The sequence below is a fragment of the Propionicimonas sp. T2.31MG-18 genome, from assembly GCF_964266745.1.
Classification (GTDB): domain Bacteria; phylum Actinomycetota; class Actinomycetes; order Propionibacteriales; family Propionibacteriaceae; genus Propionicimonas.
In genome coordinates this window covers 220,566-245,886 of sequence record NZ_CAXWGX010000012.1, presented here as the reverse complement: position 1 = coordinate 245,886, position 25,321 = coordinate 220,566, and the positions used below count along the sequence as shown (strand labels likewise).

The window sequence follows — 25,321 nt, the reverse complement described above, 5'->3', positions numbered from 1 at the left end:
CCGCGTGACGCAGACCCCGATCCCCGACGGCGCCCGCCGCGTCGGCGAGACCCTGGCCGGGCTCGGCCACCCGCACGAGGTCGTGATGCTGCCGGTCACCGGACGCACCGCGGCGGACGCCGCGTCCGCGCTCGGCGTCCAGCTCGGCCAGATCGCGAAGAGCATCGTGTTCCGGCGCCTGTCCGACGACGCCGCGGTTCTCGTGGTGACCTCCGGCGACCTGCGGGTGGACGAGAAGAAGGTCTCCGCCCTGGTCGGGAAGGTGGGCCGTGCGGACGCGGACTTCGTGAAGGCGTCCACGGGGTTCTCGATCGGCGGGGTCTCCCCGATCGGCCACACCAGCGCTCCGGTGATCCTCGTCGACCGCGAACTGTTCCGCTTCGACCAGGTCTGGGCCGCCGCCGGGCACCCCTACGCCGTCTTCCCGCTCTCGCCCGACGAGCTCGTCCAGCTCACCGGCGCCCCGGTGGAGGAGATCGCCTGAGGGCTGCCCCTCGGCGAACGGCGAGGAACAGAGCGGGTGCTCAGGCCTCGATCCAGAGGCAAAAGGGGTGCCCGGCCGGGTCGAGGCAGACCCGCACGTCGTCCTGGGGCTGGAACGCGGCCAGCCGGGCGCCGCACGCCAGCGCGTGCGCGACGCCGGCGTCGAGGTCGTCGACCCTGATCTCGAGGTGCGCCTGCATCTGCTGGGTGCCGGGCCCCTGCGGCCAGACCGGGGGGACGTGGGTGGGCTCCGCCTGGAACGCGAGCCCGATGCCGCCGGACGGATTGCGCAGCGCCAGCCAGTCGTCGTCACCGGTCGTGGGCTCCGCCCAACCGAGCAGGCGGGCGTAGAAGCGGGCCAGCGCGAGGGGTTCGGGTGCGGCCAGGGTGATCGTGGTGAGGGTGCAGCCGGTGTCCATGCGACCTTCCTACCACGGGGACCGGCCGCCGCCGGAGGGCGGGCCGTCCGCTCAGAACAGGACGGTGGCGAACTCCCCGGACTGCCGGTAGCCGACCCGCTCGTAGCAGCGGATGGCGCGGATGTTGAAGTCGTTCACGTACAGGCAGGCCGTCGGGTACTCGGCGAGCACGTACTCGGTGACCGCGGCGACCGCGGGTTCGGAGAGCCCTCTTCCGCGCAGGGACGGGTCCAGCCAGACCCCCTGGATCTGCGCGACCGGTCCGCTGGCCGCGCCGATGTCGCTCTTGAAGACCACCCGGCCGCCCTCGACGATGCCGAACGCGCGCCCGGAATCCACCAGCCAGCGGCAGTAGCTGCGGTAGCTGGTGTCACCGCCGGCGAGCGGGTCGGCCCCCACCTCTTCGGTGTACATCGCGACCGAGGCGGCGAAGTAGGAGTCGAAGTCGGCAGCGGTGATCGGCCTGACGCGAGGGTCGGCGGGCACGGCGGGAGAATCGGTGATCGCCATCACCGGCTGGCGGGGACGGACCTCGCGCACCTGGCTGTACGACTTGCCCCAGCGCTCCCCCAGCGCTCGCCAGAACGGCAGCGCGAACCAGGAGGGCCCCACGATCGACTGGCAGGTGCGCCGGCGTCCCACGGCCTCGACGAACGCAGGGAGCGCCTCGGAGTCCGTGACCACCGGCACCAGGTTCGCCCCGCTGTGCAGCAGCGCGGACGGGTGGTCGCCCGGCCAGCCCCACAGCACGCCGGGGGCGCCGGGGTTGAGCACGCCCGCATCGAGGCGGGAGCCGACGAACACGTTCGCAACCGGGTCCTCGGCGACGAGCCGCCGGGCGGTGCCGGCGTCCCAGGTGGTGAGGATCCGGGCGGACATGGCTACGCGGCGGACATGGTCAGGAGACGCTGACCTCGACGGGGCCGGACGCCGCGTCCGGCATCTCTGCCGCGAGCCGGTTGGCCTCCTCGATCAGCGTGGCGACGATCTCGGACTCGGGCACGGTCTTGATGACCTCGCCACGCACGAAGATCTGGCCCTTGCCGTTGCCGGACGCGACGCCCAGGTCGGCCTCCCTCGCCTCGCCGGGTCCGTTCACCACGCACCCCATGACGGCGACGCGCAGGGGGACCTCCATGCCGGTGAGCCCCTCCGTGACCTCCTCGGCCAGCTTGTAGACGTCCACCTGGGCGCGGCCGCAGGAGGGGCAGGAGACGATCTCGAGGTGGCGCGGGCGCAGGTTCAGAGCCTCCAGGATCTTGATCCCGACCTTCACCTCCTCGGCCGGCGGGGCGGACAGCGACACCCGGATGGTGTCGCCGATCCCCTTGGCCAGCAGCGCGCCGAAGGCGACCGAGGACTTGATCGTGCCCTGGAACGCCGGACCGGCCTCGGTGACGCCGAGGTGCAGCGGATAGTCGCAGGCCTCGCTGAGCTGCTCGTAGGCGCGCACCATCACCACCGGGTCGTGGTGCTTGACCGAGATCTTGAAGTCGCGGAAGCCGTGCTCCTCGAACAGGCTCGCCTCCCACAGGGCCGACTCGACCAGCGCCTCCGCTGTGGGAGCGCCGTACTTGGCCAGCAGCCGCTTGTCGAGGGAGCCGGCGTTGACGCCGATGCGGATGGAGACGCCGGCGTCGGAGGCGGCCTGGGCGATCTGCTTCACCTGGTCGTCGAAGGCACGGATGTTGCCCGGGTTCACGCGGACGGCTGCGCAGCCCGCGTCGATGGCGGCGAACACGTACTTCGGCTGGAAGTGGATGTCGGCGATCACCGGGATCTGGCTCTTCTTGGCGATGATGTGCAGCACGTCGGCGTCGTCCTGGCTGGGGACGGCGACACGGACGATGTCACACCCCGTGGCGGTGAGTTCCGCGATCTGCTGGAGGGTGCCGTTGATGTCGGTGGTCTTGGTGGTGGTCATCGACTGCACCGAGACCGGCGCGCCGCCCCCCACGAGCACCTTGCCCACCCTGATCTGCCGGGTGGGACGTCGCGGTGCGAGGACCGGCGGCGGAGTGGCGGGCATTCCCAGGTTGATGGTCATGGACTCCTCGTTCGACAACACCGACGGCCGTCGACCGGGCCGCCGCAGACAGCCTACCCACCGCCCGCAGGGGCGGGGACGCAGGCGCTGCCGACGCGGCCGGAGGCAGTTGTGCTGCCGCCGCCCCTGGACCGGACCGTCAGAAGAGCTGCACCGGGCTGACGATGTCGGCCAGGATCAGCACGACACCGCTGACCAGCAGCAGCGCACCGACCGCGTACGCGACGGGCAGGAGCTTCGCGGTGTCGAAGAAGCCCGGGTCGCGGCGCCCGAACAGCCGGGCGCCGGTGCGCCGGAGCCACTCGTAGAGGGCGCCCGCGATGTGCCCACCGTCCAGCGGCGGCAGCGGGATGAAGTTGAACAGCGCGAGGAACAGGTTCACCGCTGCGAGCAGGGAGAAGAAGGTCGCCGCCTTCTGCGGCAGGCCCACCTCGCCCGAGGCCACCACCTGGCCGGCCACGGTGCTGGCGCCCACGATGCTGATCGGGTCGTAGACGCTGCGTGGCTGGCCGGTGACCAGCCCCCACACCACGTGCCACACCTTGAGCGGGAACTGCACGAGGGCCACCGCGCTCTGCTGGGTCATCGTCCACATGTCGCCGAGCACGTCGACCGGCCCGCCCCGCACCAGCTGGGTCTGTGGGCTCACGCCGAGCCAGCCACCTTGCACCCGGTTCGACGGGTCGAGCGTGTCGGGGAGGGCGGTGACCACGGTGTGCACCGGGGTCAGGTCGACCAGCGCGCCGTCGCGCTCCACCACGATCCGCGCCTCCGCGTCCCTGTTGGCCCTGATCAGGCCGCTCAGCTGGGCGTAGGAGGTGATCTGGGTGCCGTTGAAGCTCACCACGCGGTCGCCGGGACGCAACCCCGCCGCGGCGGCCGGCGAGGGCGGGTCGGAGGGCGCGCACTCGGTGCGCGCCGGGTCGGCGATGATGCACGCCTGGACATAGGCGATGGTCGTCTGCGGCCGCACCACCCCGTAGGTCGCGGTCACCCCCAGCAGCAGGACGAAGGCGATCAGCAGGTTCATCGCCGGCCCGCCCGCCATGACGACCAGCTTCTGCCAGGTCTTCTTCTGGTAGAACAACCGCTCCTGCTCCACGTCCGTGGGGGTGATCTCCTCCCACTCCGCGGCGCGGGCCGAGTCGGCGAACTCTGCCAGCCGCGTACGGCGCCGCCTCCCGTCCGGGCGCGGCGGGTACATCCCGAGCAGCTGGACGAAGCCGCCCAGGGGGAACCACTTCACGCCGTACTCGGTCTCCCCGCGGCGTGTCGACCACATCGTCGGGCCGAAGCCGACGAAGTAGCGCGGCACGCGGACGCCGAACAGCCTGGCCGGCACCATGTGCCCGATCTCGTGCAGCGCGACCGAGACCATGATCAGGGCGAAGAACGCGACGGCGAAGCCGATCACCGTGAGGGTTTCCATGTCAGTGCTCCCGATCGATCCGTTCGGCTGCGGCCGCGCGCGCCCACGCGTCCGCCCCGAGGACCGAGGAGACGGTGAGCTCTCCGGTCCCTGGCCGGGTCAGGTGGGCGTCGACGACGTCTGCGACCACCTCAACGATGCCAGTGAACCCCAACCGCCCCGCACAGAACGCGTCGACGCACACCTCGTTGGCCGCGTTGTAGACCGCGGGCGCCAGCCCCCCGGCCAGGCCGCACCGCCGCGCGAGCTCGACCGCAGGGAACGCGTCGTCGTCCAGGGGCTCGAAGGTCCAGCTGGTCGCCCGGGTCCAGTCGCACGCCGCGGCGGCGTCCGGCGTGCGCTCGGGCCACGACAGCGCCAGCGCGATCGGTAGCCGCATGTCCGGCGGCGAGCACTGGGCGATGGTCGAGCCGTCGCAGAACTCCACCATCGAGTGGACGACCGACTGCGGGTGGACCACCACCTGGATCGCCTCCAGCGGCACGCCGTACAGCAGGCCCGCCTCCAGCAGTTCGAGCCCCTTGTTGACCAGGGTCGAGGAGTTGATCGTGATCACACGGCCCATCTGCCAGGTGGGGTGGGCCATCGCCTGCTCGGGCGTCACCGACGCCAGGCGCTCGCGGCTCCAGCCGCGGAACGGCCCGCCGGACGCGGTCAGGACCAGGCGCCGCACCTCCTCGGCGCGGCCGGCCCGCAACGCCTGGGCGAAGGCCGAGTGCTCGGAGTCGACCGCGACGATCTGGCCGGGCGCGGCCGCGTCGGTGACCAGGCGCCCGCCGATCACGAGCGACTCCTTGTTGGCCAGCGCGAGCGTCGAGCCCGCGGAGAGGGCCGCGAGGGTGGGCTCCAGCCCGGCCGCGCCGGTGATGCCGTTCAGGACGACGTCGCACGCGAGGGCGGCGAGCCGCGTGGCCGCGTCCGGCCCCGACCACACCGTGGTCCCGGGAAGGGCGTCCGCCACGCGGTCGGCGGCGTCGGGGTCCCCCACGGCGACCACCTCGGGCCGCAGCGCCCGCGCCTGGGCCACGAGGGCGTCCACGGACGAGCCGCCCGCGGCGAGCCCGAGCACCCGGAAGCGCTCCGGGCGCTGCGAGACCACGTCGACCGCCTGGGTGCCGATGGACCCCGTGCTGCCCAGGATCACCACGTCGCGCATCCGCACTCCTTCCGGCCGGCTGTGTCGGGCCCGGCCCAGACGAGGGTAGCCGACGCGTTCCAGCGCAACGCTTCGACGACGTCGCAAAGCCCGGCTGGCGGGCCGTCGCCCCGGTAGGGTCGGAACCGTCCATCCCGCTCCGCGTGGCGAACGAAGGCGACACCGTGCTCGACCGTGTTCCTCCCCCGACGCGTCCGGTCCCCCCGGCGCCGCGACGGCCGGCGTCCGCTGCGTGTCCCGGCTCGCGGGTGGGTACGCCCGGGACGGCGGGCCGACGATGACGGTCTACTTCGTGGCGAACATCCGCATCCACGACGAGGTGGAGTACCGGGCCTACCTCGACGCCTGCGGCGAGGTCTTCGCCCGCTCCACCGGCACCTACCTGGCTGTGGACGCCTCCCCCACCGTCCTCGAGGGCAGCTGGCCGTACTCGCGCTCGGTGATCATCAGCTTCCCCGGCGAGGAGGACCTGCTCGCCTGGTACCGCTCCCCGCAGTACCAGGAGGTCCTGCGGCACCGGCTCGCGGGGGCCGACTGCGACACGATCGTGGTCCACGGCACGGACCCGGGAGCGGCGTGACCAGCCCCCCTCCGGGAACCGGAGGCGAGATCGAGTCGCTCGCCCAGCTCGACGCGCGACTGTCCTCCGGCCAGGGCCTCGCCGAGTGCTACCTGCAGTCGCTCGACCTCACCGCTCACGGCGCGGCGCTGCTGGCCACCGACGTGACCCGGGCCGTGTTCCTCGGGTGCACGTTCGCCCCCGGCGTGGAGGCCGCGCTGGAGGCCGCAGGGGCGCTGGTGTTCCCGACCCTCCCCGACCTGCCCTTCAACCCCTACCGCTCCGGGCTGTACACGCCCCAGGAGCTGTACGCGGGCCTCGACAAGGGCCACCGCTACACCTTCGACGCCCGGGTGTACCGGTGGTGGCGCCACGTCGGCCGGCACCGCAGCCTGACCAGCGAGCTCGCCATGACCCTGCACGACCACGCGATCACGGAGGCGCTGGACGACGTCGGCCTCGACGGCGCGGTGGGGGTGATGGGCGGCCACCAGCTCCTGCGCGGGTCCGCGGACTACACGGGGGCCGCGCACCTGGGCCGCGCGCTGGCCGCGACCGGGCGGACGGTGATCACCGGCGGCGGACCCGGGGCCATGGAGGCGGTGAACCTGGGCGCGGCGCTGCGGGGACCGGTGTCCGCCCTCGAGGCGGCCCTCGCGCTGCTGGCCGAGCGGCCGCGGTTCGCCGACGACGTCGCGTCGTGGGTGGGGGCCGGGATGGCGGTCCGCGACCGGTGGGAGCTCAGCGGCCACAGCTACGGGATCCCCACCTGGCTGTACGGCCACGAGCCGCCCAACGTGTTCAGCGCCGGCATCGCCAAGCTCTTCTCCAACGCCATCCGCGAGGACGTCCTGCTCCGGCACGCCTCCGGCGGCCTGGTCTGCCTCCCGGGAGCGGCGGGCACCGTCCAGGAGGTCTTCCAGGCCGTCACCCCCCGCTTCTACGCTGCCCCCGGCGAGCCGCTGCCGCCGCTGGTGCTCGTCGGCGTGGAGTACTGGACGCGGACGCGCCCGGCCTGGCCACTGCTCACCGCGCTCGCCGACGGCCGGCCCATGGCCGGCGCGATCCATCTGGTGGACGGCGTGGCCGGGGTACCCGCGTTGCTCGGCTGACGGCCGGATGGAGCCCGTCGCCGGGTGACGGCGTCAGCCGCGCGTGGTCTCGGTGGCGGCGAGCTGCCCGCAGGCGCCGTCGATCTCCCGGCCGCGGGTGTCGCGGACGGTGACCGCCACCCCCCTGGCCTCGAGGCGGCGGACGAACTCGATCTCGTCGCCGCGCCGCGACGCCGTCCACTTCGAGCCGGGAGTCGGGTTGAGCGGGATCAGGTTCACGTGCACCCAGCCGAAACCGCCGGGACGGCCCTGGAGGCCCGGCGCCCGCAGCACGTCCGCGAGCGCGTCGGCACGCCACGCCTGGTCGTTCACGTCGCGGATGAGGGCGTATTCGATCGACACCCGCCGTCCGGTGGCCTCGAAGTAGGCGCGGGCCGCGCCGACCACCTCGGCCACGTTCCAGCGGGTGTTGATCGGGCAGAGCATGTCGCGGAGTTCGTCGTCCGGCGCGTGCAGGCTGACCGCGAGCGTCACCGGCAGCCCCTCGGCGGCCAGGCGCCGGATCTGCGGCACCAGCCCGACGGTCGAGACGGTCACACCCCGGGCGGAGATGCCGAGCCCGTCCGGCCCCGGCGCGACGATCGTCCGGACGGCCCGGATCATGGCGGTGTAGTTCGCCATCGGCTCGCCCATGCCCATGAACACGATGTTGTTGACCCGGCCCGGTCCCCCGGGCACCTCGCCGTCGCGCAACCGGCGGGCGGCGTCCATCACCTGCGCGAGGATCTCCGCCGTGCTCAGGTTGCGCTGGAGCCCTCCCTGCCCGGTCGCGCAGAACGGGCACGCCATCCCGCAGCCCGCCTGCGACGAGATGCAGACCGTGGCCCGCTCCCGTCCCGACCCGCTCGCGCGGATGCCCGGGACGCCGTAGCGCATCAGCACGCTCTCCACCAGGGAGCCGTCGTGCAGGCGCCACAGCGTCTTCACTGTGGTGCCGGCGTCGGCCGCCTGGTCGCGCACCCGGTCCAGCAGGGACGGGGCGAAACGCTCGGCGAGCACGGCCCGCTCGGCCTTGGGGATGTCCGTCCACCCCGCGGGGTCGGCCTGGAGCCGTTCGAACAGGTGCCGGGTGAGCTGCGCGGCGCGGAACTTCGGCAGGCCGAGCGCGACGACCGCGTCCGCACGCTCCGCGGCGTCCAGGTCGGCCCAGTGCCGCGGCGGCTTCCCCCGGCGCGGGGCGCCGAGGGCGAGCGGCACCGTCCGTCCGGCCTCCGCGTGGGCGAGGGACTCGGCGTAGGCCGACTCCTCCTCCGGGGTGAGGCCGGTCACCAGCTGACCCCGGCGAGGGTGAACAGCAGCCAGGCCGCCGGTGCGGCGACCAGGGTGGAGTCGAGGCGGTCCATGACACCCCCGTGGCCGGGCAGGAACGAGCTCATGTCCTTGATCCCCACATCCCTCTTGATCAGCGACTCGATGAGGTCGCCCGCCGTGCCGGTGATCACCACGACGACGGCCAGCAGCAGGCCGAACCACCACGGCTGCTTCATCACGAAAACCACCATCAGGATGCCCACGACGCTGGCCAGGACCACCGAACCGGCCATGCCCTCCCAGGTCTTCTTCGGGCTGATCCTCGGGGCCATCGGGTGCCTGCCGAGGGTGGCGCCGGCGGCGTAGCCCCCGGTGTCGCTCCCGGTGATGCACAGCAGCACCGCCACGACCTTCGCCACCCCGTGCTCCTGGGCGAGGATCAGCCCCACGAACGAGGCGAGGAGCGGGACGTAGCCGATGATGAACACGCTCGCGGCGCTGTCGCGGGCGTAGCCCTCCGCCCCGCCGAACATGCGCCAGATCAGCGCGAGCAGGACGGTGCCGCCGATCGTGCCCAGCAGCACCACGTGCCAGGGCATCCGCGTCACCGGCTGGAACACTGCCGCGGCATAGGAACCGCCGATGATGAAGATGTTGCCGATGACCACGGGCACGACGACCGACGTCATGCCGACGCGCTTGAGCGCGTGGTGGAGCTCCACCGCCCCGAGGCTGGTGAGCACGACGAGCAGCACGATGAACCCGACCGGCCACCACGTCAGCGTGGCGACCACGTACCCGAACAGGCCCAGCCCGACCACGATGGCCATGGGCAGGTCCCGCCCCGCACGCGAGGTGCGCGGGGCGGCGTCCTGCGGCTCGCCGTCGGCCACTCAGACCTCCAGCAGTTCGGCTTCCTTGGCCTTCAGCAGCTCGTCGACGGAATCGATGTGCCTCTTGGTGGCCGCGTCCAGCTGCTTCTCCGCGCCGCGGGCGTCGTCCTCGCTGATCTCCTTGTCCTTGACCAGCTTGTTCACCGCCTCGATCGAGTGGCGACGGACGTTGCGCACCGCCACCCGGGCCTCCTCGGCCTTGTGGCGGGTCACCTTGATGTACTCCCGGCGCCGCTCCTCGGTGAGCTGCGGCATGACCAGCCGGATGACGTTGCCGTCGTTGGCCGGGTTCACGCCGAGGTCGGAGTCGCGGATCGCCTTCTCGATGCCGTGCATCGCGCCGCGGTCGAACGGCGTGATCAGCACGGTGCGGGCCTCCGGCACCTGGAAGGTGGCCAGTTGCTGCAGCGGCGTGGGCGCGCCGTAGTAGTCCACCATCAGCTTGTTGAACATGGCCGGGTGGGCCCGTCCGGTGCGGATGGCGGCGAACTCCTCACGGGCGTGGTCGACGGCCACGGCCATCTTGTGTTCGGCGTCCTTGATGATCTCGGGGATCACGAGGTCCCTTCCCTTCTCGTTCTCTGCGCGCTCACGCGTGCAGGGTGGTTCCGATCTTCTCACCTGCGACCACCCGGGCGATGTTTCCGGTGACGCCGAGGTCGAAGAAGATCATCGGCAGCGCGTAGTCGCGGGCCAGGCTGACCGCCGTGGCGTCGGCGACCTTCAGGTCGGCGGCGAGGAACTCGTCGTAGGTGAGCTCGTCGTAGCGCTTGGCATCCGGGTTCGTGCGGGGGTCGGAGTCGTACACGCCGTCCGTGCCCTGCTTGGCCATCAGGAGGACGTCGGCGTGCACCTCGAGGGCCCGCTGCGCGGACACGGTGTCGGTGGAGAAGAACGGCATGCCCGACCCGGCGCCGAAGATGACCACGCGGCCCTTGTCCATGTGGCGGATGGCCCTCAGCGGGACGTACGGCTCGGCGACCTGGCCCATCGCGATCGCTGTCTGGACGCGGCTCTGGGCGCCGGCCTTCTCCAGGAAGTCCTGGAGGGCCAGCGCGTTCATGACCGTGCCCAGCATGCCCATGTAGTCGGCGCGGGCGCGGTCCATGCCGCGGGTCTGCAGCTCGGCGCCACGGAAGAAGTTCCCCCCGCCGGTGACGATCGACAGCTGGACGCCGCTGGAGACGACCTCGGCGATCTCGGCGGCGATGCCGGAGATGACGTCGGGGTCGACCCCGAGCTTGCCGCCGCCGAACGCCTCCCCCGAGAGCTTCAGCAGGACGCGGCGGTACGGGCTGGTCATGGGTTCTCCTCGGGCAGGTGTTCGGGGATGCGGCACCACCCTAGACGACGAGGCGCCGCCCCGCGTAAGCGGCGCCCGCTCGCCCGCCGTTCCTGCTGTCCCGGTCACGCCGCCCGCCCTGTCGCCGGCGCCCCGCTCCCCACCTGGCGCCCGGCTCCCCACCTGGCGCCCGGTTCCCCACCGGCCGCACGCCCAGCGGCCGTTCGCGCCCCCGAGTGCAACTCCTGCTGCCGGAATTCCGGCGGCGAGAGTTGCACTCGGTGGCAAGGGCGGGATCGAGAGGGGCGGAGGGACGCGGACAGACGCGGCTGGACGGGGACGCAGAACGGCCGCCCAGCGAGCTGGGCGGCCGTCCTGTGGTGCGGTGTGCTCAGGCGCCGGCGGCGAACCGGACGAAGCGCTTGACCTCGACCCCGTTCTTCTTCAGCAGCTGGCCGACGGTGAGCTTGTCGTCGGACACGCTCGCCTGCTCGACGAGGCAGACCTCCTTGAAGAAGCCACCGAGGCGGCCCTCCACGATCCGGGGGATGATGGCCTCCGGCTTGCCCTCCTCCTGCGCGGTGAGGGTGGCGATCTTGCGCTCGTTCTCGAGCACGGCCTCGGGCACCTCGTCGCGGGTGACATACGCCGGGGACATGGCCGCGATCTGCATCGCGATGCCCCGCACGAACGCCTCGTCCCCGCCCTCGAACTCGACCATCACGCCCACCTGAGGCGGCAGGTCGGCAGACCGCTTGTGCAGGTACACGCTGACCGGGCCGGCGAAGGTGGCGGCCGCCGCGAGCTCGAGCTTCTCGCCGATCTTGGCGCTGAGCTCTGCGACGGCGTCCGCGACGGTCTGGCCGGACGGGAGCGCCACGGCGGAGGCCGCCTCGACACCGTGGGCGCCGGCGGCGTCCACGGCCTTGGCGATCTCGTCGGCGAGCGCCATGAACTCGGCGTTCTTCGCGACGAAGTCGGTCTCGGCACCCAGCTGGATGACCGTCTTGCCCGCCGACGCGACGAGGCCGTTGCTGGCCTCGCGGTCGGAGCGCTTGGCCATCTTGGCCGCGCCCGTGACCCGGAGGATCTCGATGGCGGCGTCGAAGTCGCCGTCGGCCTCGGTGAGGGCCTTCTTGGCGTCCATCATTCCGGCGCCGGTGGCGTCGCGGAGCTTCTTGACGTCCGCGGCAGTGATCGTTGCCATAACTTCGGTGTTCCTTACTTGGTCTTCTTGGCGGGCTTGGCCGGCGTCGCGGCCTCTTCTTCTGCGACGGCCTCTGCGGCCGGGGCCTCCTCGACCGCGGCCTCGGGGGCCTCCTCGACCGGAGCCTCCTCGACCGGAGCCTCGGCGGGGACGTCCTCGGTGGCGGGCGCCTCGACGGCGAGCTCCTCGGCGACGGCGGCGGAGACCGGCTCCACGACGACGACGTCCTCGACGGTCGGCTCGGCCACAGCCTCGGCCGCGGTCGCGCCGGCGAGCAGGTCACGCTCCCAGTCGGGCATCGGCTCGACCTCTTCGCCGGTGGTTGCGCCGGCGGAGCGGGCCAGCAGGCCCTCGGCCACGGCGTCGGCGAGCACGCGGGTCAGCAGCGCCACCGAGCGGATCGCGTCGTCGTTGCCCGGGATGGGGAAGTCGACGTGATCGGGGTCGCAGTTGGTGTCGAGGATGCCGACGATCGGGATCCGCAGCTTGCGGGCCTCGTCGATGGCGAGGTGCTCCTTGTTGGTGTCGACCACCCAGACCGCCTGCGGGAGGCGGTGCATGTCGCGGATGCCGCCGAGGGTCTTGGCCAGCTTCTCCTTCTTGCGCTTCTGCTGGAGGAGCTCCTTCTTGGTGAGGCCGGAGGAGGCGACGTCGTCGAAGTTCAGGCCCTCGAGCTCCTTCATCTTCGCGATGCGCTTGCTGATGGTGCCGAAGTTGGTGAGCATGCCGCCCAGCCAGCGCTGGTTGACGTAGGGCATGCCGACGCGGGTGGCCTGCTCGGCGATGGCCTCCTGGGCCTGCTTCTTGGTGCCGATGAACAGGACCTGGCCGCCGCGCGCGACGGTCTCCTTCACGAAGGCGTATGCCGAGTCGATGTAGGACAGCGACTGCTGGAGGTCGATGATGTAGATGCCGTTGCGCTCGGTGAAGATGAACTTCTTCATCTTCGGGTTCCACCGGCGGGTCTGGTGCCCGAAGTGGACGCCGCTGTCGAGCAGCTGGCGCGTGGTGACGACGGCCATGGCCGTTCCTTTCTGCGCGGGGTGTCCGGGCATGCCGGACCCGCTTGGGTTGTCCGGACCGAGCTCTTCGGTCCGCCTGACGCGGTCGCCGGGTGCCCACCCATCGCTGGGACCACGGGGCCGGCCCGCCCTGAGGCGGTAGGACTGCGTGCGAAGTCGACCCGGATCTGCCGGGACGCTGCGCAGATTGTACGCGCTGGGGCGGTGCGCCCGCCAACCGGGCCGCGGCGCCCGTCGTCCACAACCGCCCCGTTGTCCACAGGCGGCGCCCCGCCCTGACGCGGCACGGGCCCGGCCCGCGGAGGATGGCGGTATGGGGACGGTGCGCAACCACGCTGTCGCGTGGCTCACGGCGGTGCTGGTCGCGCTCGCGGGGGCGGTCGCCGTGGCCGCTCCCGCGCGGGCGGCGGGATGGGGGGTCCTGCCGCTCGCCGGTCCCGTGGCCCGCGGGTTCGACCCGCCGGCGATGCCGTGGCTGTCCGGCCATCGAGGGGTCGACCTGCTCGGCGCGGTGGGCACCGAGGTGGTGGCGGCCATGGCGGGTCGGGTCGTCTTCGCCGGAACGGTGGCCGGACGGGAGGTGGTGGTCGTCTCGCACGGGGAACTGCGCACGACCTACCTCCCGGTCCGTCCCCTGGTGCGGGTGGGCACCCGGGTCTCGACCGGGCAGGTGATCGGCCGGCTGGCCGCGGGCCACGCCTGCCCCGGCGGGCAGTGCCTTCACTGGGGGTTGAGGCGCGGCGAGGCGTATCTCGACCCGCTCGAACTGCTGGGCACCTCGGGGGTCCGCCTGCTGCCCGGGGACGCTGCGGCCCGCGTGGTGGCCCTCGAGGGCTACCGGCACGACGCCCTCGGCGCAGGTGGCGCCGTGGTGGGCGTGCTCGACCCGCCGGTGCCGGGGGCGGTGGGCTCGGGCTTCGGCCGTCGGCTGCACCCCATCTTCCACGAGTGGCGGCTGCACGCCGGGGTGGACCTCCGGGCCGGGTGCGGTGAGCCGATCAGGGCAGCGGCGCAGGGACGCGTGGCCCGCGTGAGCCACGACCCGGCGTCCGGCCACCGGCTGGAACTCGACCACGGCACCGTGGGCGGCCACCACCTCGTCACCGTCTACCTGCACGCCACCGGCTACCGCGTCCGGCCCGGCCAGTGGGTGCGACGTGGCGAGGTCGTCGGCTCGGTGGGCAGCACCGGCTGGTCGACGGGCTGTCACCTGCACTTCGGCGTCCTTGTCGACGGCCGGTACGTCGACCCGGAGCGCTTCCGGTGACGACCGGCTCAGGCCCGGGGGTGCGCCTGCTGGTAGGCCCGACGCAGGCGGTCGCCCGACACGTGCGTGTAGAGCTGCGTCGTCGCCAGCGAGGAATGGCCCAGCAGCTCCTGGACCGAGCGCAGGTCCGCGCCACCCTCGAGGAGGTGGGTCGCCATCGCGTGCCGCAGGCCGTGGGGGCCGAGGTCCGGAGCGTCGGGAACGCCCGCCAGAGCCCGGTGGACGAGCCGGCGGACCACACGGGGATCGATCCGGGCACCGCGGTCGCCGACGAAGAGGGCCTGGCCCGCCGCCGGACGGGCGAGACGCCCGCGCACCGCCAGCCAGCCGTCCAGAGCCCTCAGCGCCGGCACGCCCAGGGGCACCGTCCGCTGCTTCCCCCCCTTGCCGAGCACCCGCAGCAGGCTGCGCTGGGCGTCCAGGTCGGGCAGGTTCAGTCCGGCGAGCTCGGAGACGCGGATCCCGGCCGCGTACAGCACCTCCACCATGGCGAGGTCCCGGCGTCGCGCGGCCAGCTCGTCGGGCTCGGTCGCCTCGTCGACGCGCGCAGCGAGGCCGTCCAGCACGGCCCGTGCCTGGTCCACCTCGATCGTGGGCGGGAGGCGCCGGTCCACCCTCGGCGAGCGCAACGACTGCGCCGGATCGGACGGCAGCCGGCCCGTGCGGGCGGCCCAGGCGAAGAACGTGCGCGCCCCCGCCGCCCGACGCTGCAGGGTGGCGCGGTCGGCGCCGGTGGCGTGCTGGTTGGCGAGCCACGTCCTGAGGTCGGCGAGCGTCACGTCGCCGGCGCCCCCGTCGCCGACGTGGGCGAGGTGCACGAAGAGGCTGGTCAGGTCACCGGTGTAGGCGCGCACGGTGTGGGGAGACAGGCCCCGTTCCAGCCGCAGGTGGTCGGCGAAGGCGGCCAGCAGCGCGACCTCCGCCGGACCGATCTCCTCGCGCTGCACCACCCGGCCAGCGTCGCCCCGGCCCGCCCCGGCGCGCAAGCGGCCGCGCCGGGGAACAGGGAGTCGCGGACCCGCGCGCCCGGTGGTGGTCGGCCGGCGCGGCCTCCCGCGCGTCCGCCGGATCGGTGCGCACAGGGGCGGCAGCGTCGGGGGCCCCGGCGATGGTGGTCCTAAGATGACACCCGTTCGACGAGACGTGAAACGGATGGGCATGGGCATCGAGGAGCTGACCACGGGCGGCGCGCTGCGACGGATCACTCGCTGGGGGGAACCGGTGATGCACGCGCCGACGCGACCCGTCACCAGCTTCGACGACGACCTGCGCACGCTCGTCCGCGACATGTTCGCGACCATGGAGGCGTCGCACGGGGTGGGCCTGGCCGCCACCCAGGTCGGCGTGGACCTGTCGCTGTTCGTCTACGACTGCCCGGACGAGGACGACGTCAACCGGGTAGGCGCGATCTGCAACCCGGTGCTGATCCTGCCCGAGGGCGACCAGCGCAACCTCGAGTCGACCGACGAGGGCTGCCTGTCCCTGCCCGGTGGCTACCAGCCGCTGGCACGCCCAGACAAGGCCTCCGTGACCGGGCTCGACCCGTGGGGGAACCCGGTCACCGTGCACGGCACCGGGCTGCTCGCCCGCTGCCTGCAGCACGAGACCGACCACCTCAAGGGCACGGTCTTCGGCGACCGGCTGTCCAACCGGCTGCGGCGGAAGCTCTACGCCCAGCACGAGGAACTGTCCCACCTCTACCCGGAGGACTGGCCGCTGACGCCGCGGAAGACCTCAGCCGCCGAGTGACGGCTGGCCTGCGGCCAGCCCTCGGGCGGTCGCAGGGCCGCCTCAGGCGAGCACGTAGCCGGCGATCGCACTCGTCGCGGCCACGTTGAGCGAGTCGACACCCGCCCGCATCGGGATCCGCACGACGGCGTCGGCCGCCGCGACCCAGGCGTCGCTCAGCCCGTGCCCCTCCGTCCCCAGCAGCACCGCCACCCGGTCCTGCGGCGTGACGGTCGCGGCGAAGTCGGCGAGATCGACGGCATCGTCGGACAGCGCGAGCGCGGCGACGCGGAAGCCGGCCCCGTGGAGCAGGTCCCCGATCGCGACCCGCGGCTCGAGCCGGGCCCACGGCAGCGAGAACACCGTCCCCATCGAGACCTTCACCGAGCGCCGGTACAGCGGGTCGGCGCAGTGCGCGCTGACCAGCAGCCCGTCCCACCCCAGGCCGGCGGCGTTCCGGATGATCGCGCCGACGTTCGTGTGGTCGACAAGGTCCTCCAGCACCATCACGCGTCGCCCGGAGAGCACGTCGGCCACCCCGTGCCGTGACACCCGGTGCAGGGACGCGAGCGCGCCCCGATGGACGTGGAAGCCGGTCACCTCCTCCGCCAGCTGCTCGCTCACCACGTAGACTGGCGCGTCCAGCGGCTCGACGATGTCGGCGAGCTCCGCCAGCCAGCGCTCGGCCAGCAGGAAGGACCGCGGCGGGTAGCCGGCGGCGAGGGCCCGCCGGATCACCTTGCTGCCCTCCGCGATGAAGACGCCCTGCTCGGTCTCCAGCAGGTGCCGGAGGGTGGCCTCCCGCAGCCCCACGTAGTCGGCAAGCCGCGGGTCCGCCGCGCTCTCGACACGGATCACGGTGGCCACGGCGGTGATCCTATGCCCGGCGCTCGACGCTCCGGACGCCGGTCGCCGGTGCGCCGGCGTGGCCACGGCGGGCATCCACCCGCAGGCTGGGTAGTCTGTGCGGCGATGTCCTGGCTCACGCGCTTGCCGATCGACCGGTTCCTGCTCGCCATCGTCACGGCGGCCGTCCTGGCCTCGATCTTTCCCGCCTCCGGCGTCTGGGCCGACGCCCTCGAGGTCGCCACCACCGCAGCGATCGCCCTGCTGTTCTTCCTCTACGGGGCTCGCCTGAGTCCCGCGGAGACGCTCGCCGGCCTGCGGCACTGGCGGCTCCACGGCGTCATCCTCGCGTTCACCTACGTCGCGTTCCCGCTCCTCGGCCTGGCCCTGGTCGCGGCCACCGGCTCCGTGCTCGATCCGGGACTCCAGTCGGGGTTGCTCTACCTGACGCTCGTGCCGTCCACCGTGCAGAGCTCGATCGCCTTCACCTCGATCGCCCGTGGCAACGTCGCGGGAGCGGTGGTCAGCGCGTCCGCGTCCAACATCCTCGGGGTCTTCCTCACCCCCCTGCTGTGCTGGCTGCTGATGAGCGGGACGGGCCACGTGGCGTTCACGACCTCGACCATCGTCGAGATCGTGCTCCAGCTGTTCCTTCCGTTCGTGCTCGGCCAGCTGTCGCGCCGGTGGACGGCGGGCTTCGTCGCCGCCCACCCCCAGCTGAAGCTCGTCGACCGCGGCTCGATCGTCCTCGTCGTGTACGCGGCGTTCTCCGCGGGGATGCGCGAGGGCATGTGGACGCAGACCTCCTGGGTCTCGCTCCTGGTGCTGCTCCTGATCTGCCTGGTGGTGCTGGCCGTGATGCTCGGCCTCACCTGGTGGACGGCGCGGGCCCTCGGCTTCTCGCGCGAGGACGCGATCGCGATCCAGTTCTGCGGAACCAAGAAGTCGCTGGCCAGCGGGTTGCCGATGGCGGGTGTCCTGTTCGCCGGCCAGCCGCTGGGGCTGTTGATGCTGCCGCTGGTGCTCTTCCACCAGGCGCAGTTGATGGCGTGCAGCGCCCTCGCCGGACGCTACGCGCGCGCGGCCGGCGCCGACGCCGCCGATCCCACGCCCTCGCCGTCCTGAGCCCGGGGCACGTGCTCGCCCTACGATGAGCAGGTGCCACGCCCCGCCCGCTACGCCAAGGGCCTTGCCAAGCGCGAGGAGATCCTGGCCACCGCGCTGGAGGTCATTGCCCGCACCGGCTACCGGCGGACGTCCGTCCGTGAACTGGCCACGGCGGTCGGGCTGAGCCAGGCCGGGCTGTTGCACTACTTCTCCTGCAAGGAGGAGCTGTTCGCCGAGGTCCTGCGCAAGCGCGACGAGGTCGATCGTGCCCGCAGCGCGCCCGGGGCCGGGACGGTGCCGGACCTGCTGGTGAAGGTCGTGCGGCACAACGCGGACGTCCCCGGCCTGGTGCAGCTGCACGCCCAGTTCTCCGTCGAGGCGACCGACCCCGCCCATCCTGCCCACCAGGCGTTCGTCGAGCGGTACGGGCGGTTGCGCCAGCGGATGGCCGACGACCTGCGCGCCCGCCAGGCGGCCGGCACGCTCAGCGACACCCTGGACGCCGACCGGGTCGCCGCCCTCCTGCTGGCGGTCGCCGACGGCCTCCAGACCCAGTGGCTGCTGGACCCCGGCATCGACATGGCCGGGCACCTGGACTACCTGGTCGACCTGCTCGGCCTGGGCGGCGCGCCCGGCTGAGCCGGGCCCACGCGCGCCCGCCGGCTCACTCCGCGGGACGCTCCTGCGGCTGCTGCTCCGGCGTCTCCTCGAGGTCCGCCCGCTGGGGAGCCGCGTCCGGACGCCCCGTGGTCAGCGCGTTGCCGGCCTCGGTGGCCAACCGTGCGGCCCGGCGTCCCTCGAGCGCCTCCGCCTCGGCGATCGCCTGCTGCACCGACGCCTGGGAGTTGGCCTCGTCGATCTTCTTCTGCGCCTCGATCTCGGCGAACACGTCGACGGGCTTCGGCGCGGAGAACTCGCCCTCCTCGGCCTCCTCGGCCCCGGCGCGGAGACCCCCGGCGGCCGCCGTCCCGGCGAGCTGGCCCAGGCCCTTGAGCGCGTCGTTCAGCTCGCTCGGCACGATCCAGACCTTGTTCGACTCGCCGCGGGCGAGGTTGGGCAGCATGCGCAGGTACTGGTAGGCCAGCAGCGACTGCGTCGGCTTGCCGGCGTGGATCGCGTTGAAGGTCGTGGTGATGGCCTGCGCCTCGCCCTCGGCCCGCAACATCGCCGCCTGGCGGTCGGCCTGCGCGCGCAGGACCGCGGACTCGCGTTCGCCCTGCGCGCGCAGGATCGACGCCTCCCGGTCGCCGGACGCGGACAGGATCTGCGACTGGCGCTGGCCCTCGGCCAGCAGGATCGCCGCGCGCTTGTCCCGCTCGGCCCGCGCGCCCTTCTCCATCGCGTCCCTGATCGTGGCCGGCGGCTCGATCGAGCGCAGCTCGACGCGGTTCACCTTGATGCCCCACTTGCCGGTCGCCTCGTCCAGCACGGCGCGCAGCTTCTGGTTGATCTCCTCGCGGCTGGTCAGCGTCTGCTCGAGGTCCAGGCCACCGATGATGTTGCGCAGCGTGGTCATCGTGAGCTGCTCGATGGCCTGGATGTAGTTCTGGGCCTCGTACGCCGCCCGGACCGGGTCGACGACCTGGTAGTAGATCACCGAGTCGATGTTCACCATCAGGTTGTCCTCGGTGATCACGCCCTGCGGCGGGAACGGCACGACCGCCTCGCGCATGTCCATGGTGTAGCGGACGGCATCGATCACCGGCACCAGGAGGTGCGGCCCGGGCTCGAGGGTGCGGCGGAACTTGCCCAGCCGCTCCACGACGCCCACCTGTTGTTGCCGGATCACCCGCACGGCGCGCAGCAGGATGGTCACCACCACCGCGGCGATCATCAGGCTGATGATGATGGACAGGATCTCGGGCATCGGGGTTTCTTCCTGTTCGGGTTCTCAGGTGTTCGGGCTTTTCAGGTGTTCACGCGCTCCGGGTCAGGGCAGCGCGATGTTGCGGGGGTAGACGATGGCGATGGCGCCGTCGATGCGGTAGACCTCGACCTCCGTACCCGCGGGAATGCTCCCCTCGAGGCTGTGGGCCGACCAGACCTCCCCGGACACCTTCACCTCGCCGGTGGCGGCGGTGACCTCGGTGAGCGCGACGCCCGGGCTGCCGACCATCTTGTCGACGCTCGAGCGGTAGCCGGGCAGCGCCCGCACCCGGCGCAGCAAGGTGGGGCGAAGCAGGCCGAGCATCGCCACGGCTACCACGACGGCGGCGAGGATCTGCACCCACAGCAGCCCGGGGAACAGCAGCGCGGCGGCCCCGCCGGCGAGGGCTCCCCCCGCCAGCATCAGCAGCGTGAAGTCGAGCGTGAGGAGCTCGGTGACGCCCAGGATCGCCGCGATCGACATCCACACGACCCACACGTGCTCAGTCAGCCACTCCATCGTGCGCCACCTCCTTCGCCCTCCATCATGCCAAGCGCGCGGGAGGCCGGTGCCCCGCGCGGGAAGCCGCCCGTGCGGACCAGCGCCCGTCCACGGCGCTGACCTCGAGCAGGATGTCGAACGTGGCACTCAGCCGGGGGCCGGTGAGCACCCGGTCGATCGGGCCGGCGGCGACGATGCGTCCGTGCTTGAGCAGGAGGGCGTGGGTGATCCCACGCGGGATCTCCTCCACGTGGTGCGTGACCAGCACGGTGGCGGGGGCGTACGGGTCGGAGCAGATCTCCGACAGCGTGCTGACCAGGGCCTCCCGGCCGGTGAGGTCGAGGCCGGCCGCCGGCTCGTCGAGCAGGAGCAGTTCCGGGTCGGTCATCAGCGCCCGAGCGATCTGGACGCGCTTGCGCTCGCCCTCGCTGAGCGTGCCGAAGGTGCGGTCGGCGAGGTGGTCGACCTGCAACTGCTGCATAAGCTGGCGGGCGCGCTCGTGGTCGAGGTCGTCGTAGGACTCGCGCCAGCGCCCCATCACGGCGTAGGCGGCGGACACGACGACGTCGGAGACGCGCTCGCCCTTCGGGATCCGGTCGGCGAGCGCCGCGGAGGTGACGCCGATGCGGGGACGCAGCTCGAACACGTCCACCGCGCCGAGGGTCTCCCCGAGGACCTCAGCGGTGCCCCTGCTCGGGTGCCACTGGGCACCCAGGATCTGCAGCATGGTGGTCTTGCCGGCGCCGTTGGGCCCGATCACCACCCAGCGCTCGCCCTCCTCGACCGTCCAGGTGACGTCGTTGAGCAGGGTGGAACCGGATCGGACGATCGAGACACCCCGCAGTTGGACGACACTCATGCGGCCAACTTACCTACCCTCACGCCCCCGTGGAGTGCAGCCCGCCGTCGACATGCACCATTTCGCCGGTCGTCGCCGGGAACCAGTCGCTGAGCAGCGCCACAACGGCCTTCGCCGTCGGGGTCAGGTCCTTCGGGTCCCAGCCGAGCGGTGCCCGGGTGCCCCAGATCGCGTTGAACTCCTCCGAGCCGGGGATGGCCTTCTTCGCGATCGTCTCCAGCGGACCGGCCGCGACGAGATTGCAGCGCACGCCGTCGGGGCCGAGGTAGCGGGCGAGGTAGCGGGAGGCACTCTCCAGCGCGGCCTTGGACACGCCCATCCAGTCGTAGATGGGCCACGACACCGTGGCGTCGAAGGTCATCCCCACCACCGAGGCCGACGGGGCGAACAGCGGCTTGCAGGCCATGGCCAGGCTCACCAGCGAGTACGCCGAGACGTGGACGGAGAAGCCCACGTCGTCGAACGGGGTGGAGAGGAACTTGCCGCCGAGCGCGGTCTCCGGGTTGGCGAAGGCGATCGAGTGCACGACCCCGTCGAGGTGGTCGACGTGCTCGCGGAGCCGGTCCGGAAGGGTGGCCAGGTGCTCGGCGTCGGTCACGTCCAGCTCGATCAGGGGCGGCTCGGGGTCGAGGCGCCGCAGCACCCGCTGGGTCAGGCTCATCGCGCGGCCGAAGTTCGACACCACCACCGTGGCCCCCTCGGCCTGGGCGAGCTCGACGACGCGGTAGCCGATCGAGGTGTTCATGGTCACGCCGGCGACCAGGATGTTCTTGCCTTCGAGGATTCCCATGCCCGGCCTCCCGTCAGTGGCCCATGCCGAGGCCGCCGTCGACCGGGATCACGGCGCCGGAGATGAAGCCCGCGTCCTCCGAGGCGAGGAAGGCGACCGCTGCGGCCACCTCGTCCGGCCGGCCCAGGCGTGCGGCGGGGATGGACGCCAGGTACTTCGCGATGACGTCCTCGGGGAGCACGGCGGTCATGTCGGTCTCGATGAAGCCGGGGGCGACCACGTTGGCCGTGACCCCACGGCTGCCGATCTCGCGGGTGAGCGAGCGCGCCATGCCGACGAGCGCCGACTTCGAGGAGGAGTAGTTCACCTGGCCCGGCGAGCCGTACAGGCCGACGACCGAGCCGGTGAGCACGATGCGTCCCCACTTGCCCCGGATCATGCTCTTCGCCGCGCGGCGGGCGCAGCGGAAGGCGCCGGTGAGGTTGACGTTGATGACCGCGTCCCAGTCGGCGTCGGTCATGCGCAGGATGAGGGTGTCCTTGGTGATGCCGGCGTTGGCCACCAGCACCTCGACCGGCCCGTGGGCCGCCTCTGCCTCGGCGAAGGCCGCGTCCACCTGCTCCTGGTCGGTGACGTTGCAGGTGACCCCGAGGGCCCCGGCCGGGGCCTCCCCGCCCATGTCGAAGCTGGCCACCTTGTGGCCGGCGGCGAGGAAGCGTTCGACGATGGCCCGCCCGATGCCCCGGTTGCCACCGGTCACGATCACGCTGCGGGCAACTGCACTGGTTGAGGTTTCAGTCACGGCGGCAACCGTAGCGGACGGAGCACCAGAAGTCTGCGACCTAGTCTTGTGACGTGAGCCCCCTGCACCTGCCCAGGCCGACGCTGATCACCAGCGCGCGCCCCGGCAGGACGCTCGACACCCACGACCGCCAGGTGCGCTACCTGTGGACCATGGCGGTCCGCGTGGCCTGCTTCATCGCGGCCACGCTCACACCCCTGCCGTGGAACCTGCTGCTCCTTCTCGCCGCCGCCGTGCTGCCGGCGATCGCGGTGATGCTCGCCAACGCCATCGACCAGCGCCGGCCGCCGGAGCCTCCCGCCCCGGAGCCCGTGTCGCGGCCCGAACTCGCCGGCCCGGGCACCGTGAAGGGTACGGTCGAGGACTGATGAGTTTCCTGAGGGCGCCGATGGGCGCCGCACCCACGCGTGGCCGCCGGTGGCTGCGCTGGCTCGTGCTCGCGGCCTTCGTCGTGGCCCTGGCGATCGCGTTCGTGAACCTCGGCTTCTGGCAGCTCGCCCGGCTCGACCAGCGCCGCGCCGCCAACAACACGGTGCTCGGCCACGAGAACTCCGCGATCGCCGACTTCTCCACCGTCTTCACCCGCCCGATCACCGAGGCCGACCAGTGGCAGCGCGTCCGCGTGTCCGGCACGTTCGACGCCGCCCACCAGTTCCTCGTCCGGTACCGGTCGAACGGGCCGGAGAGCGGTTTCGAGGTGGTCACGCCGTTGCGGACGCCCGACGGCACCTGGGTGCTCGTCGACCGCGGGTTCATCGCCAAGCCGGCGGACCGCGACTACCCCGCCGTCCTGCCGTCCCCACCGGCGGGCGAGGTCCGCATCGTCGGCCACGTCCGCCGCGACGAGCAGGGCAGCCCCGAGGCAATGACCCCGCTGCCGCCGACCAACACCGTGCGCCTCGTGAACTCCGCTGCGCTGGGGGCCACGCTCCCCTACCCCGTCGTGAACGGCTACCTCTCTGTCGTCGAGATCTCCCCCGCGCAGGACGGCGGGCTGGTTCCCGTGAGGCCACCGGAGCTGACCGAGGGCAACCACTTCTCCTATGCGATTCAATGGTTCACGTTCGCTGCGATGGCCGGACTCGGGCTGGTACTGCTGATCCGCTCCGACCTCCGCGCGACGAAGCTCGCGGCGACGTCGCCGCAGAACCCGGGAGGAGACCCGTCGTGAGGAAGTCCTGGATCGTTCCGCTGGGCCTGGTGGCCCTGCTCACCGCGTGCGCGTCGGTGACTCCCGCCGCCCCGGCGACCGGGCCGGCGCTGGACGGGACCAGCTGGACGGTGAGCCACCTGAACGGCAAGCCCACCGTCGAGGGCCACCCGCCGACGATGCGGTTCGCCGACGGCCGGGTGGGCGGTACGACGGGGTGCAACACCTTCAGCACCGGCTACACCCAGGACGGGGCACGCCTGACGTTCGGCAAGGACGTCGCGATGACCGCGATGGCGTGCGCCGACGAGGCGGTCACCGCGCAGGAGCAGGCCGTGACGACGGCGCTGGCGACGGTCGCAGGGCTGCGCCAGGCGGGGACGGGCCTCGAACTCGTGGACGCCGGGCAGTCGGTGGTCTTCGCCCTCGCACCCGTCGTCGACAAGCCGCTGGAAGGCACCACCTGGCAGCTCTCCGGGGTGATCGCCAAGGACGCCGTCACCTCTGCTGTCGCCGACGGCGTGGTGACGATGACCATCTCCGGCGACCAGCTGTCCGGCAAGGCCTGCAACACCTTCCGCGGCCAGGTGACGGCGAAGGACGGGTCCTTCACCGCCGGGCCGCTGATGAGCACGAAGATGGCGTGCACGTCCCCCGAGCTGACCGCGCAGGAGACGGCCGTCCTCGCCAACCTCCAGTCGGCCACCGCCTACGCGATCGAGGGCGACACGCTGACCATCACCGGTGGCGACACCGGCCTGGTCTTCACCGCGGCCTAGTGGGCGTCCCCTCGGCGATCGACCTGCTCGCCTGCCCCCGCTGCGCGGGCGGGCTCGTCGTCGCCGGCGGGGCCGTCCGGTGCGCCTCCGGCCACAGCTACGACCTCGCGCGCCAGGGCTACCTGAACCTGCTCGGGGGCCCGGAGCCCGCGAACGCCGACACCGCCGGCATGGTCGCGGCACGGGAACGGGTGCACGCCACCGGGCTGTTCGGACCGGTGGCGACCCTGGTGGCCGACGCGCTGGCCGGACGCGGTCGCCTGCTGGAGGCCGGCGCGGGGACGGCGTACTACCTGCGCCGCTCGCTGGGCGACGATCCGGCTGCCGTCGGCCTTGCGCTCGACGTCGCGAAGGCTGCGGCCCGCGCCGCGGCCCGGGCCGACCAGCGCGTGGCGGCCGTCGTCACGGACGTCTGGCGCACCCTGCCGGTGCGTCCGCGGTGCCTGGACGGCGTGCTGTGCGTCTTCGCCCCCCGCAACCTCGGCGAGTTCGCCCGCGTGCTGCGCCCGGACGGCCGGCTGGTGGTGGCCACCCCCGGCCCCGGGCACCTCGCCGGCCTGCGGGACCGCCACGGCCTGCTGCGGATCCCGCCGGGCAAGGACGCGGACGTGGCCGCCGCCGCCGCGGAGTTCTTCGAGCTCGTGGACACCCGCGTCGCCCGCCATCGCGCCGACGCGGACGGCACGCTCGCCCGCGACCTCATCGCCATGGGGCCGAACGCGTTCCACCGCGTGCCCGAAGAGGTCGCTGCCGGGGAGGTCGCGATCGACGTCACCGTGCAGGTGTTCCGGCCGCTGCGCTGAGCGCCGTCCGCGCGGGGCGGGG

At 72.5% G+C, this 25,321-nt stretch carries 29 protein-coding genes; 11 read left to right on the top strand and 18 right to left on the bottom strand.

All coding sequences use genetic code 11. From position 1 onward, the window contains the following. Nucleotides 1-4: 4 nt before the first annotated feature. A complete protein-coding gene (locus ACFQQJ_RS06100) occupies nucleotides 5-484 on the top strand; it encodes a YbaK/EbsC family protein (protein ID WP_377105100.1) in 480 nt (159 codons plus the stop codon). Nucleotides 485-524: 40 nt separating this feature from the next. Here ACFQQJ_RS06100 and ACFQQJ_RS06095 read toward each other — a convergent pair whose 3' ends face one another. The 5 genes from ACFQQJ_RS06095 to dxr all read right to left on the bottom strand — a co-directional run bounded on the left by ACFQQJ_RS06095 (nucleotide 525) and on the right by dxr (nucleotide 5,534). Continuing rightward, nucleotides 525-902, bottom strand: a complete 378-nt coding sequence (locus tag ACFQQJ_RS06095) for a VOC family protein (protein ID WP_377105099.1) — start codon at nucleotides 900-902, stop codon at nucleotides 525-527. 51 nt (nucleotides 903-953) lie between these two features. Next, nucleotides 954-1,781, bottom strand: a complete 828-nt coding sequence (locus ACFQQJ_RS06090) for a GNAT family N-acetyltransferase (protein ID WP_377105098.1) — start codon at nucleotides 1,779-1,781, stop codon at nucleotides 954-956. A gap of 19 nt (nucleotides 1,782-1,800) precedes the next feature. Then, the gene (ispG, locus tag ACFQQJ_RS06085) at nucleotides 1,801-2,949 is read right to left on the bottom strand and encodes a flavodoxin-dependent (E)-4-hydroxy-3-methylbut-2-enyl-diphosphate synthase (protein ID WP_377105097.1); all 1,149 of its coding nucleotides are present in this window, start codon (nucleotides 2,947-2,949) and stop codon (nucleotides 1,801-1,803) included. Nucleotides 2,950-3,088: 139 nt separating this feature from the next. Beyond that, nucleotides 3,089-4,378, bottom strand: a complete 1,290-nt coding sequence (locus ACFQQJ_RS06080) for a M50 family metallopeptidase (protein WP_377105096.1) — start codon at nucleotides 4,376-4,378, stop codon at nucleotides 3,089-3,091. Nucleotide 4,379: 1 nt separating this feature from the next. Further along, on the bottom strand, nucleotides 4,380-5,534 hold the full coding sequence (gene dxr, locus ACFQQJ_RS06075) for a 1-deoxy-D-xylulose-5-phosphate reductoisomerase (protein WP_377105095.1): 1,155 nt from the start codon (nucleotides 5,532-5,534) through the stop codon (nucleotides 4,380-4,382). A 232-nt stretch (nucleotides 5,535-5,766) separates the two neighbouring features. On the opposite strand from dxr, the gene ACFQQJ_RS06070 reads away from it, so the two are divergent. Both ACFQQJ_RS06070 and ACFQQJ_RS06065 read left to right on the top strand, forming a co-directional pair. After that, nucleotides 5,767-6,114 (top strand): DUF1330 domain-containing protein, encoded by a 348-nt coding sequence (locus ACFQQJ_RS06070; RefSeq protein ID WP_377105094.1) that lies wholly within the window; start codon nucleotides 5,767-5,769, stop codon nucleotides 6,112-6,114. Next, entirely contained in the window at nucleotides 6,111-7,205 is a 1,095-nt protein-coding gene (locus ACFQQJ_RS06065; RefSeq protein ID WP_377105093.1) for an LOG family protein, read from the top strand. Before ACFQQJ_RS06070 ends, ACFQQJ_RS06065 begins: the two co-directional genes overlap by 4 nt. A gap of 33 nt (nucleotides 7,206-7,238) precedes the next feature. On the opposite strand, the gene rlmN is transcribed toward ACFQQJ_RS06065, so the two are convergent. The 6 genes from rlmN to rpsB all read right to left on the bottom strand — a co-directional run bounded on the left by rlmN (nucleotide 7,239) and on the right by rpsB (nucleotide 12,860). After that, on the bottom strand, nucleotides 7,239-8,477 hold the full coding sequence (gene rlmN, locus ACFQQJ_RS06060; RefSeq protein WP_377105483.1) for a 23S rRNA (adenine(2503)-C(2))-methyltransferase RlmN: 1,239 nt from the start codon (nucleotides 8,475-8,477) through the stop codon (nucleotides 7,239-7,241). Continuing rightward, a complete protein-coding gene (locus ACFQQJ_RS06055) occupies nucleotides 8,471-9,286 on the bottom strand; it encodes a phosphatidate cytidylyltransferase (RefSeq protein WP_377105481.1) in 816 nt (271 codons plus the stop codon). The genes rlmN and ACFQQJ_RS06055 overlap by 7 nt, the downstream gene beginning before the upstream one ends. A gap of 63 nt (nucleotides 9,287-9,349) precedes the next feature. After that, a complete protein-coding gene (frr, locus tag ACFQQJ_RS06050) occupies nucleotides 9,350-9,904 on the bottom strand; it encodes a ribosome recycling factor (protein ID WP_377105479.1) in 555 nt (184 codons plus the stop codon). Nucleotides 9,905-9,938: 34 nt separating this feature from the next. Further along, nucleotides 9,939-10,652: a UMP kinase gene (pyrH, locus tag ACFQQJ_RS06045; protein ID WP_377105092.1), complete on the bottom strand. Its 714-nt coding sequence runs from the start codon at nucleotides 10,650-10,652 to the stop codon at nucleotides 9,939-9,941. A gap of 370 nt (nucleotides 10,653-11,022) precedes the next feature. Then, complete coding sequence (tsf, locus tag ACFQQJ_RS06040) at nucleotides 11,023-11,838, bottom strand: translation elongation factor Ts (protein WP_377105091.1); 816 nt, start codon at nucleotides 11,836-11,838, stop codon at nucleotides 11,023-11,025. A 14-nt stretch (nucleotides 11,839-11,852) separates the two neighbouring features. Continuing rightward, nucleotides 11,853-12,860 (bottom strand): 30S ribosomal protein S2, encoded by a 1,008-nt coding sequence (gene rpsB, locus ACFQQJ_RS06035; protein WP_377105090.1) that lies wholly within the window; start codon nucleotides 12,858-12,860, stop codon nucleotides 11,853-11,855. A gap of 313 nt (nucleotides 12,861-13,173) precedes the next feature. Here rpsB and ACFQQJ_RS06030 point away from each other — a divergent pair, with 313 nt between their 5' ends. After that, a complete protein-coding gene (locus ACFQQJ_RS06030; protein ID WP_377105089.1) occupies nucleotides 13,174-14,127 on the top strand; it encodes a peptidoglycan DD-metalloendopeptidase family protein in 954 nt (317 codons plus the stop codon). Nucleotides 14,128-14,135: 8 nt separating this feature from the next. Here ACFQQJ_RS06030 and ACFQQJ_RS06025 read toward each other — a convergent pair whose 3' ends face one another. Beyond that, complete coding sequence (locus ACFQQJ_RS06025; RefSeq protein ID WP_377105477.1) at nucleotides 14,136-15,074, bottom strand: tyrosine recombinase XerC; 939 nt, start codon at nucleotides 15,072-15,074, stop codon at nucleotides 14,136-14,138. 211 nt (nucleotides 15,075-15,285) lie between these two features. Here ACFQQJ_RS06025 and def point away from each other — a divergent pair, with 211 nt between their 5' ends. Then, complete coding sequence (def, locus tag ACFQQJ_RS06020; protein ID WP_377105088.1) at nucleotides 15,286-15,876, top strand: peptide deformylase; 591 nt, start codon at nucleotides 15,286-15,288, stop codon at nucleotides 15,874-15,876. Nucleotides 15,877-15,918: 42 nt separating this feature from the next. On the opposite strand, the gene ACFQQJ_RS06015 is transcribed toward def, so the two are convergent. Next, nucleotides 15,919-16,722, bottom strand: a complete 804-nt coding sequence (locus ACFQQJ_RS06015) for a TrmH family RNA methyltransferase (protein WP_377105087.1) — start codon at nucleotides 16,720-16,722, stop codon at nucleotides 15,919-15,921. A 105-nt stretch (nucleotides 16,723-16,827) separates the two neighbouring features. Between ACFQQJ_RS06015 and ACFQQJ_RS06010 the strand changes: the two genes are divergently transcribed. Together ACFQQJ_RS06010 and ACFQQJ_RS06005 are read left to right on the top strand one after the other, a co-directional pair. Next, nucleotides 16,828-17,826: a bile acid:sodium symporter family protein gene (locus ACFQQJ_RS06010; RefSeq protein WP_377105086.1), complete on the top strand. Its 999-nt coding sequence runs from the start codon at nucleotides 16,828-16,830 to the stop codon at nucleotides 17,824-17,826. 33 nt (nucleotides 17,827-17,859) lie between these two features. Continuing rightward, a complete protein-coding gene (locus ACFQQJ_RS06005) occupies nucleotides 17,860-18,447 on the top strand; it encodes a TetR/AcrR family transcriptional regulator (protein WP_377105085.1) in 588 nt (195 codons plus the stop codon). Nucleotides 18,448-18,472: 25 nt separating this feature from the next. Here the strand turns inward: ACFQQJ_RS06005 and ACFQQJ_RS06000 are convergent, their stop codons facing one another. From ACFQQJ_RS06000 to fabG, 5 genes are all read right to left on the bottom strand, one after another. After that, nucleotides 18,473-19,666 carry an SPFH domain-containing protein gene (locus ACFQQJ_RS06000; protein ID WP_377105475.1) on the bottom strand — a complete coding sequence of 398 codons (1,194 nt, stop codon included), beginning with the start codon at nucleotides 19,664-19,666 and terminating at the stop codon, nucleotides 18,473-18,475. A 72-nt stretch (nucleotides 19,667-19,738) separates the two neighbouring features. Next, the gene (locus tag ACFQQJ_RS05995; protein ID WP_377105084.1) at nucleotides 19,739-20,194 is read right to left on the bottom strand and encodes an NfeD family protein; all 456 of its coding nucleotides are present in this window, start codon (nucleotides 20,192-20,194) and stop codon (nucleotides 19,739-19,741) included. Nucleotides 20,195-20,219: 25 nt separating this feature from the next. Next, the gene (locus tag ACFQQJ_RS05990) at nucleotides 20,220-21,035 is read right to left on the bottom strand and encodes an ABC transporter ATP-binding protein (RefSeq protein WP_377105083.1); all 816 of its coding nucleotides are present in this window, start codon (nucleotides 21,033-21,035) and stop codon (nucleotides 20,220-20,222) included. Between the two features lie 19 nt (nucleotides 21,036-21,054). Further along, nucleotides 21,055-21,825: an enoyl-ACP reductase FabI gene (gene fabI, locus ACFQQJ_RS05985; protein WP_377105082.1), complete on the bottom strand. Its 771-nt coding sequence runs from the start codon at nucleotides 21,823-21,825 to the stop codon at nucleotides 21,055-21,057. A 13-nt stretch (nucleotides 21,826-21,838) separates the two neighbouring features. Then, a complete protein-coding gene (gene fabG / locus ACFQQJ_RS05980) occupies nucleotides 21,839-22,567 on the bottom strand; it encodes a 3-oxoacyl-ACP reductase FabG (RefSeq protein WP_377105081.1) in 729 nt (242 codons plus the stop codon). 53 nt (nucleotides 22,568-22,620) lie between these two features. Here fabG and ACFQQJ_RS05975 point away from each other — a divergent pair, with 53 nt between their 5' ends. The 4 genes from ACFQQJ_RS05975 to ACFQQJ_RS05960 are packed head-to-tail and all read left to right on the top strand — an operon-like array spanning nucleotide 22,621 to nucleotide 25,299. Continuing rightward, nucleotides 22,621-22,935: a DUF3099 domain-containing protein gene (locus ACFQQJ_RS05975; RefSeq protein ID WP_377105080.1), complete on the top strand. Its 315-nt coding sequence runs from the start codon at nucleotides 22,621-22,623 to the stop codon at nucleotides 22,933-22,935. Further along, on the top strand, nucleotides 22,935-23,738 hold the full coding sequence (locus ACFQQJ_RS05970; RefSeq protein ID WP_377105079.1) for an SURF1 family protein: 804 nt from the start codon (nucleotides 22,935-22,937) through the stop codon (nucleotides 23,736-23,738). Before ACFQQJ_RS05975 ends, ACFQQJ_RS05970 begins: the two co-directional genes overlap by 1 nt. Further along, nucleotides 23,735-24,496 carry an META domain-containing protein gene (locus tag ACFQQJ_RS05965; protein WP_377105078.1) on the top strand — a complete coding sequence of 254 codons (762 nt, stop codon included), beginning with the start codon at nucleotides 23,735-23,737 and terminating at the stop codon, nucleotides 24,494-24,496. Before ACFQQJ_RS05970 ends, ACFQQJ_RS05965 begins: the two co-directional genes overlap by 4 nt. Then, nucleotides 24,496-25,299 (top strand): putative RNA methyltransferase, encoded by an 804-nt coding sequence (locus ACFQQJ_RS05960; protein WP_377105077.1) that lies wholly within the window; start codon nucleotides 24,496-24,498, stop codon nucleotides 25,297-25,299. The genes ACFQQJ_RS05965 and ACFQQJ_RS05960 overlap by 1 nt, the downstream gene beginning before the upstream one ends. The last annotated feature ends 22 nt before the right edge of the window (nucleotides 25,300-25,321 follow it).

Coding starts and splice junctions, on each gene's coding strand:
- dxr (WP_377105095.1), bottom strand. CDS start 5,534: ATGCGCGACGTGGTGATCCTGGGCAGCACGGGGTCCATCGGCACCCAG.
- fabI (WP_377105082.1), bottom strand. CDS start 21,825: ATGGGAATCCTCGAAGGCAAGAACATCCTGGTCGCCGGCGTGACCATG.
- ACFQQJ_RS05990 (WP_377105083.1), bottom strand. CDS start 21,035: ATGAGTGTCGTCCAACTGCGGGGTGTCTCGATCGTCCGATCCGGTTCC.
- def (WP_377105088.1), top strand. CDS start 15,286: ATGGGCATCGAGGAGCTGACCACGGGCGGCGCGCTGCGACGGATCACT.
- pyrH (WP_377105092.1), bottom strand. CDS start 10,652: ATGACCAGCCCGTACCGCCGCGTCCTGCTGAAGCTCTCGGGGGAGGCG.
- ACFQQJ_RS06090 (WP_377105098.1), bottom strand. CDS start 1,781: ATGTCCGCCCGGATCCTCACCACCTGGGACGCCGGCACCGCCCGGCGG.
- ACFQQJ_RS06055 (WP_377105481.1), bottom strand. CDS start 9,286: ATGGCCATCGTGGTCGGGCTGGGCCTGTTCGGGTACGTGGTCGCCACG.
- ACFQQJ_RS06010 (WP_377105086.1), top strand. CDS start 16,828: ATGTCCTGGCTCACGCGCTTGCCGATCGACCGGTTCCTGCTCGCCATC.
- ACFQQJ_RS06080 (WP_377105096.1), bottom strand. CDS start 4,378: ATGGAAACCCTCACGGTGATCGGCTTCGCCGTCGCGTTCTTCGCCCTG.
- ACFQQJ_RS06095 (WP_377105099.1), bottom strand. CDS start 902: ATGGACACCGGCTGCACCCTCACCACGATCACCCTGGCCGCACCCGAA.
- tsf (WP_377105091.1), bottom strand. CDS start 11,838: ATGGCAACGATCACTGCCGCGGACGTCAAGAAGCTCCGCGACGCCACC.
- rpsB (WP_377105090.1), bottom strand. CDS start 12,860: ATGGCCGTCGTCACCACGCGCCAGCTGCTCGACAGCGGCGTCCACTTC.
- ACFQQJ_RS05995 (WP_377105084.1), bottom strand. CDS start 20,194: ATGGAGTGGCTGACTGAGCACGTGTGGGTCGTGTGGATGTCGATCGCG.
- ACFQQJ_RS05970 (WP_377105079.1), top strand. CDS start 22,935: ATGAGTTTCCTGAGGGCGCCGATGGGCGCCGCACCCACGCGTGGCCGC.
- ACFQQJ_RS06030 (WP_377105089.1), top strand. CDS start 13,174: ATGGGGACGGTGCGCAACCACGCTGTCGCGTGGCTCACGGCGGTGCTG.
- ispG (WP_377105097.1), bottom strand. CDS start 2,949: ATGACCATCAACCTGGGAATGCCCGCCACTCCGCCGCCGGTCCTCGCA.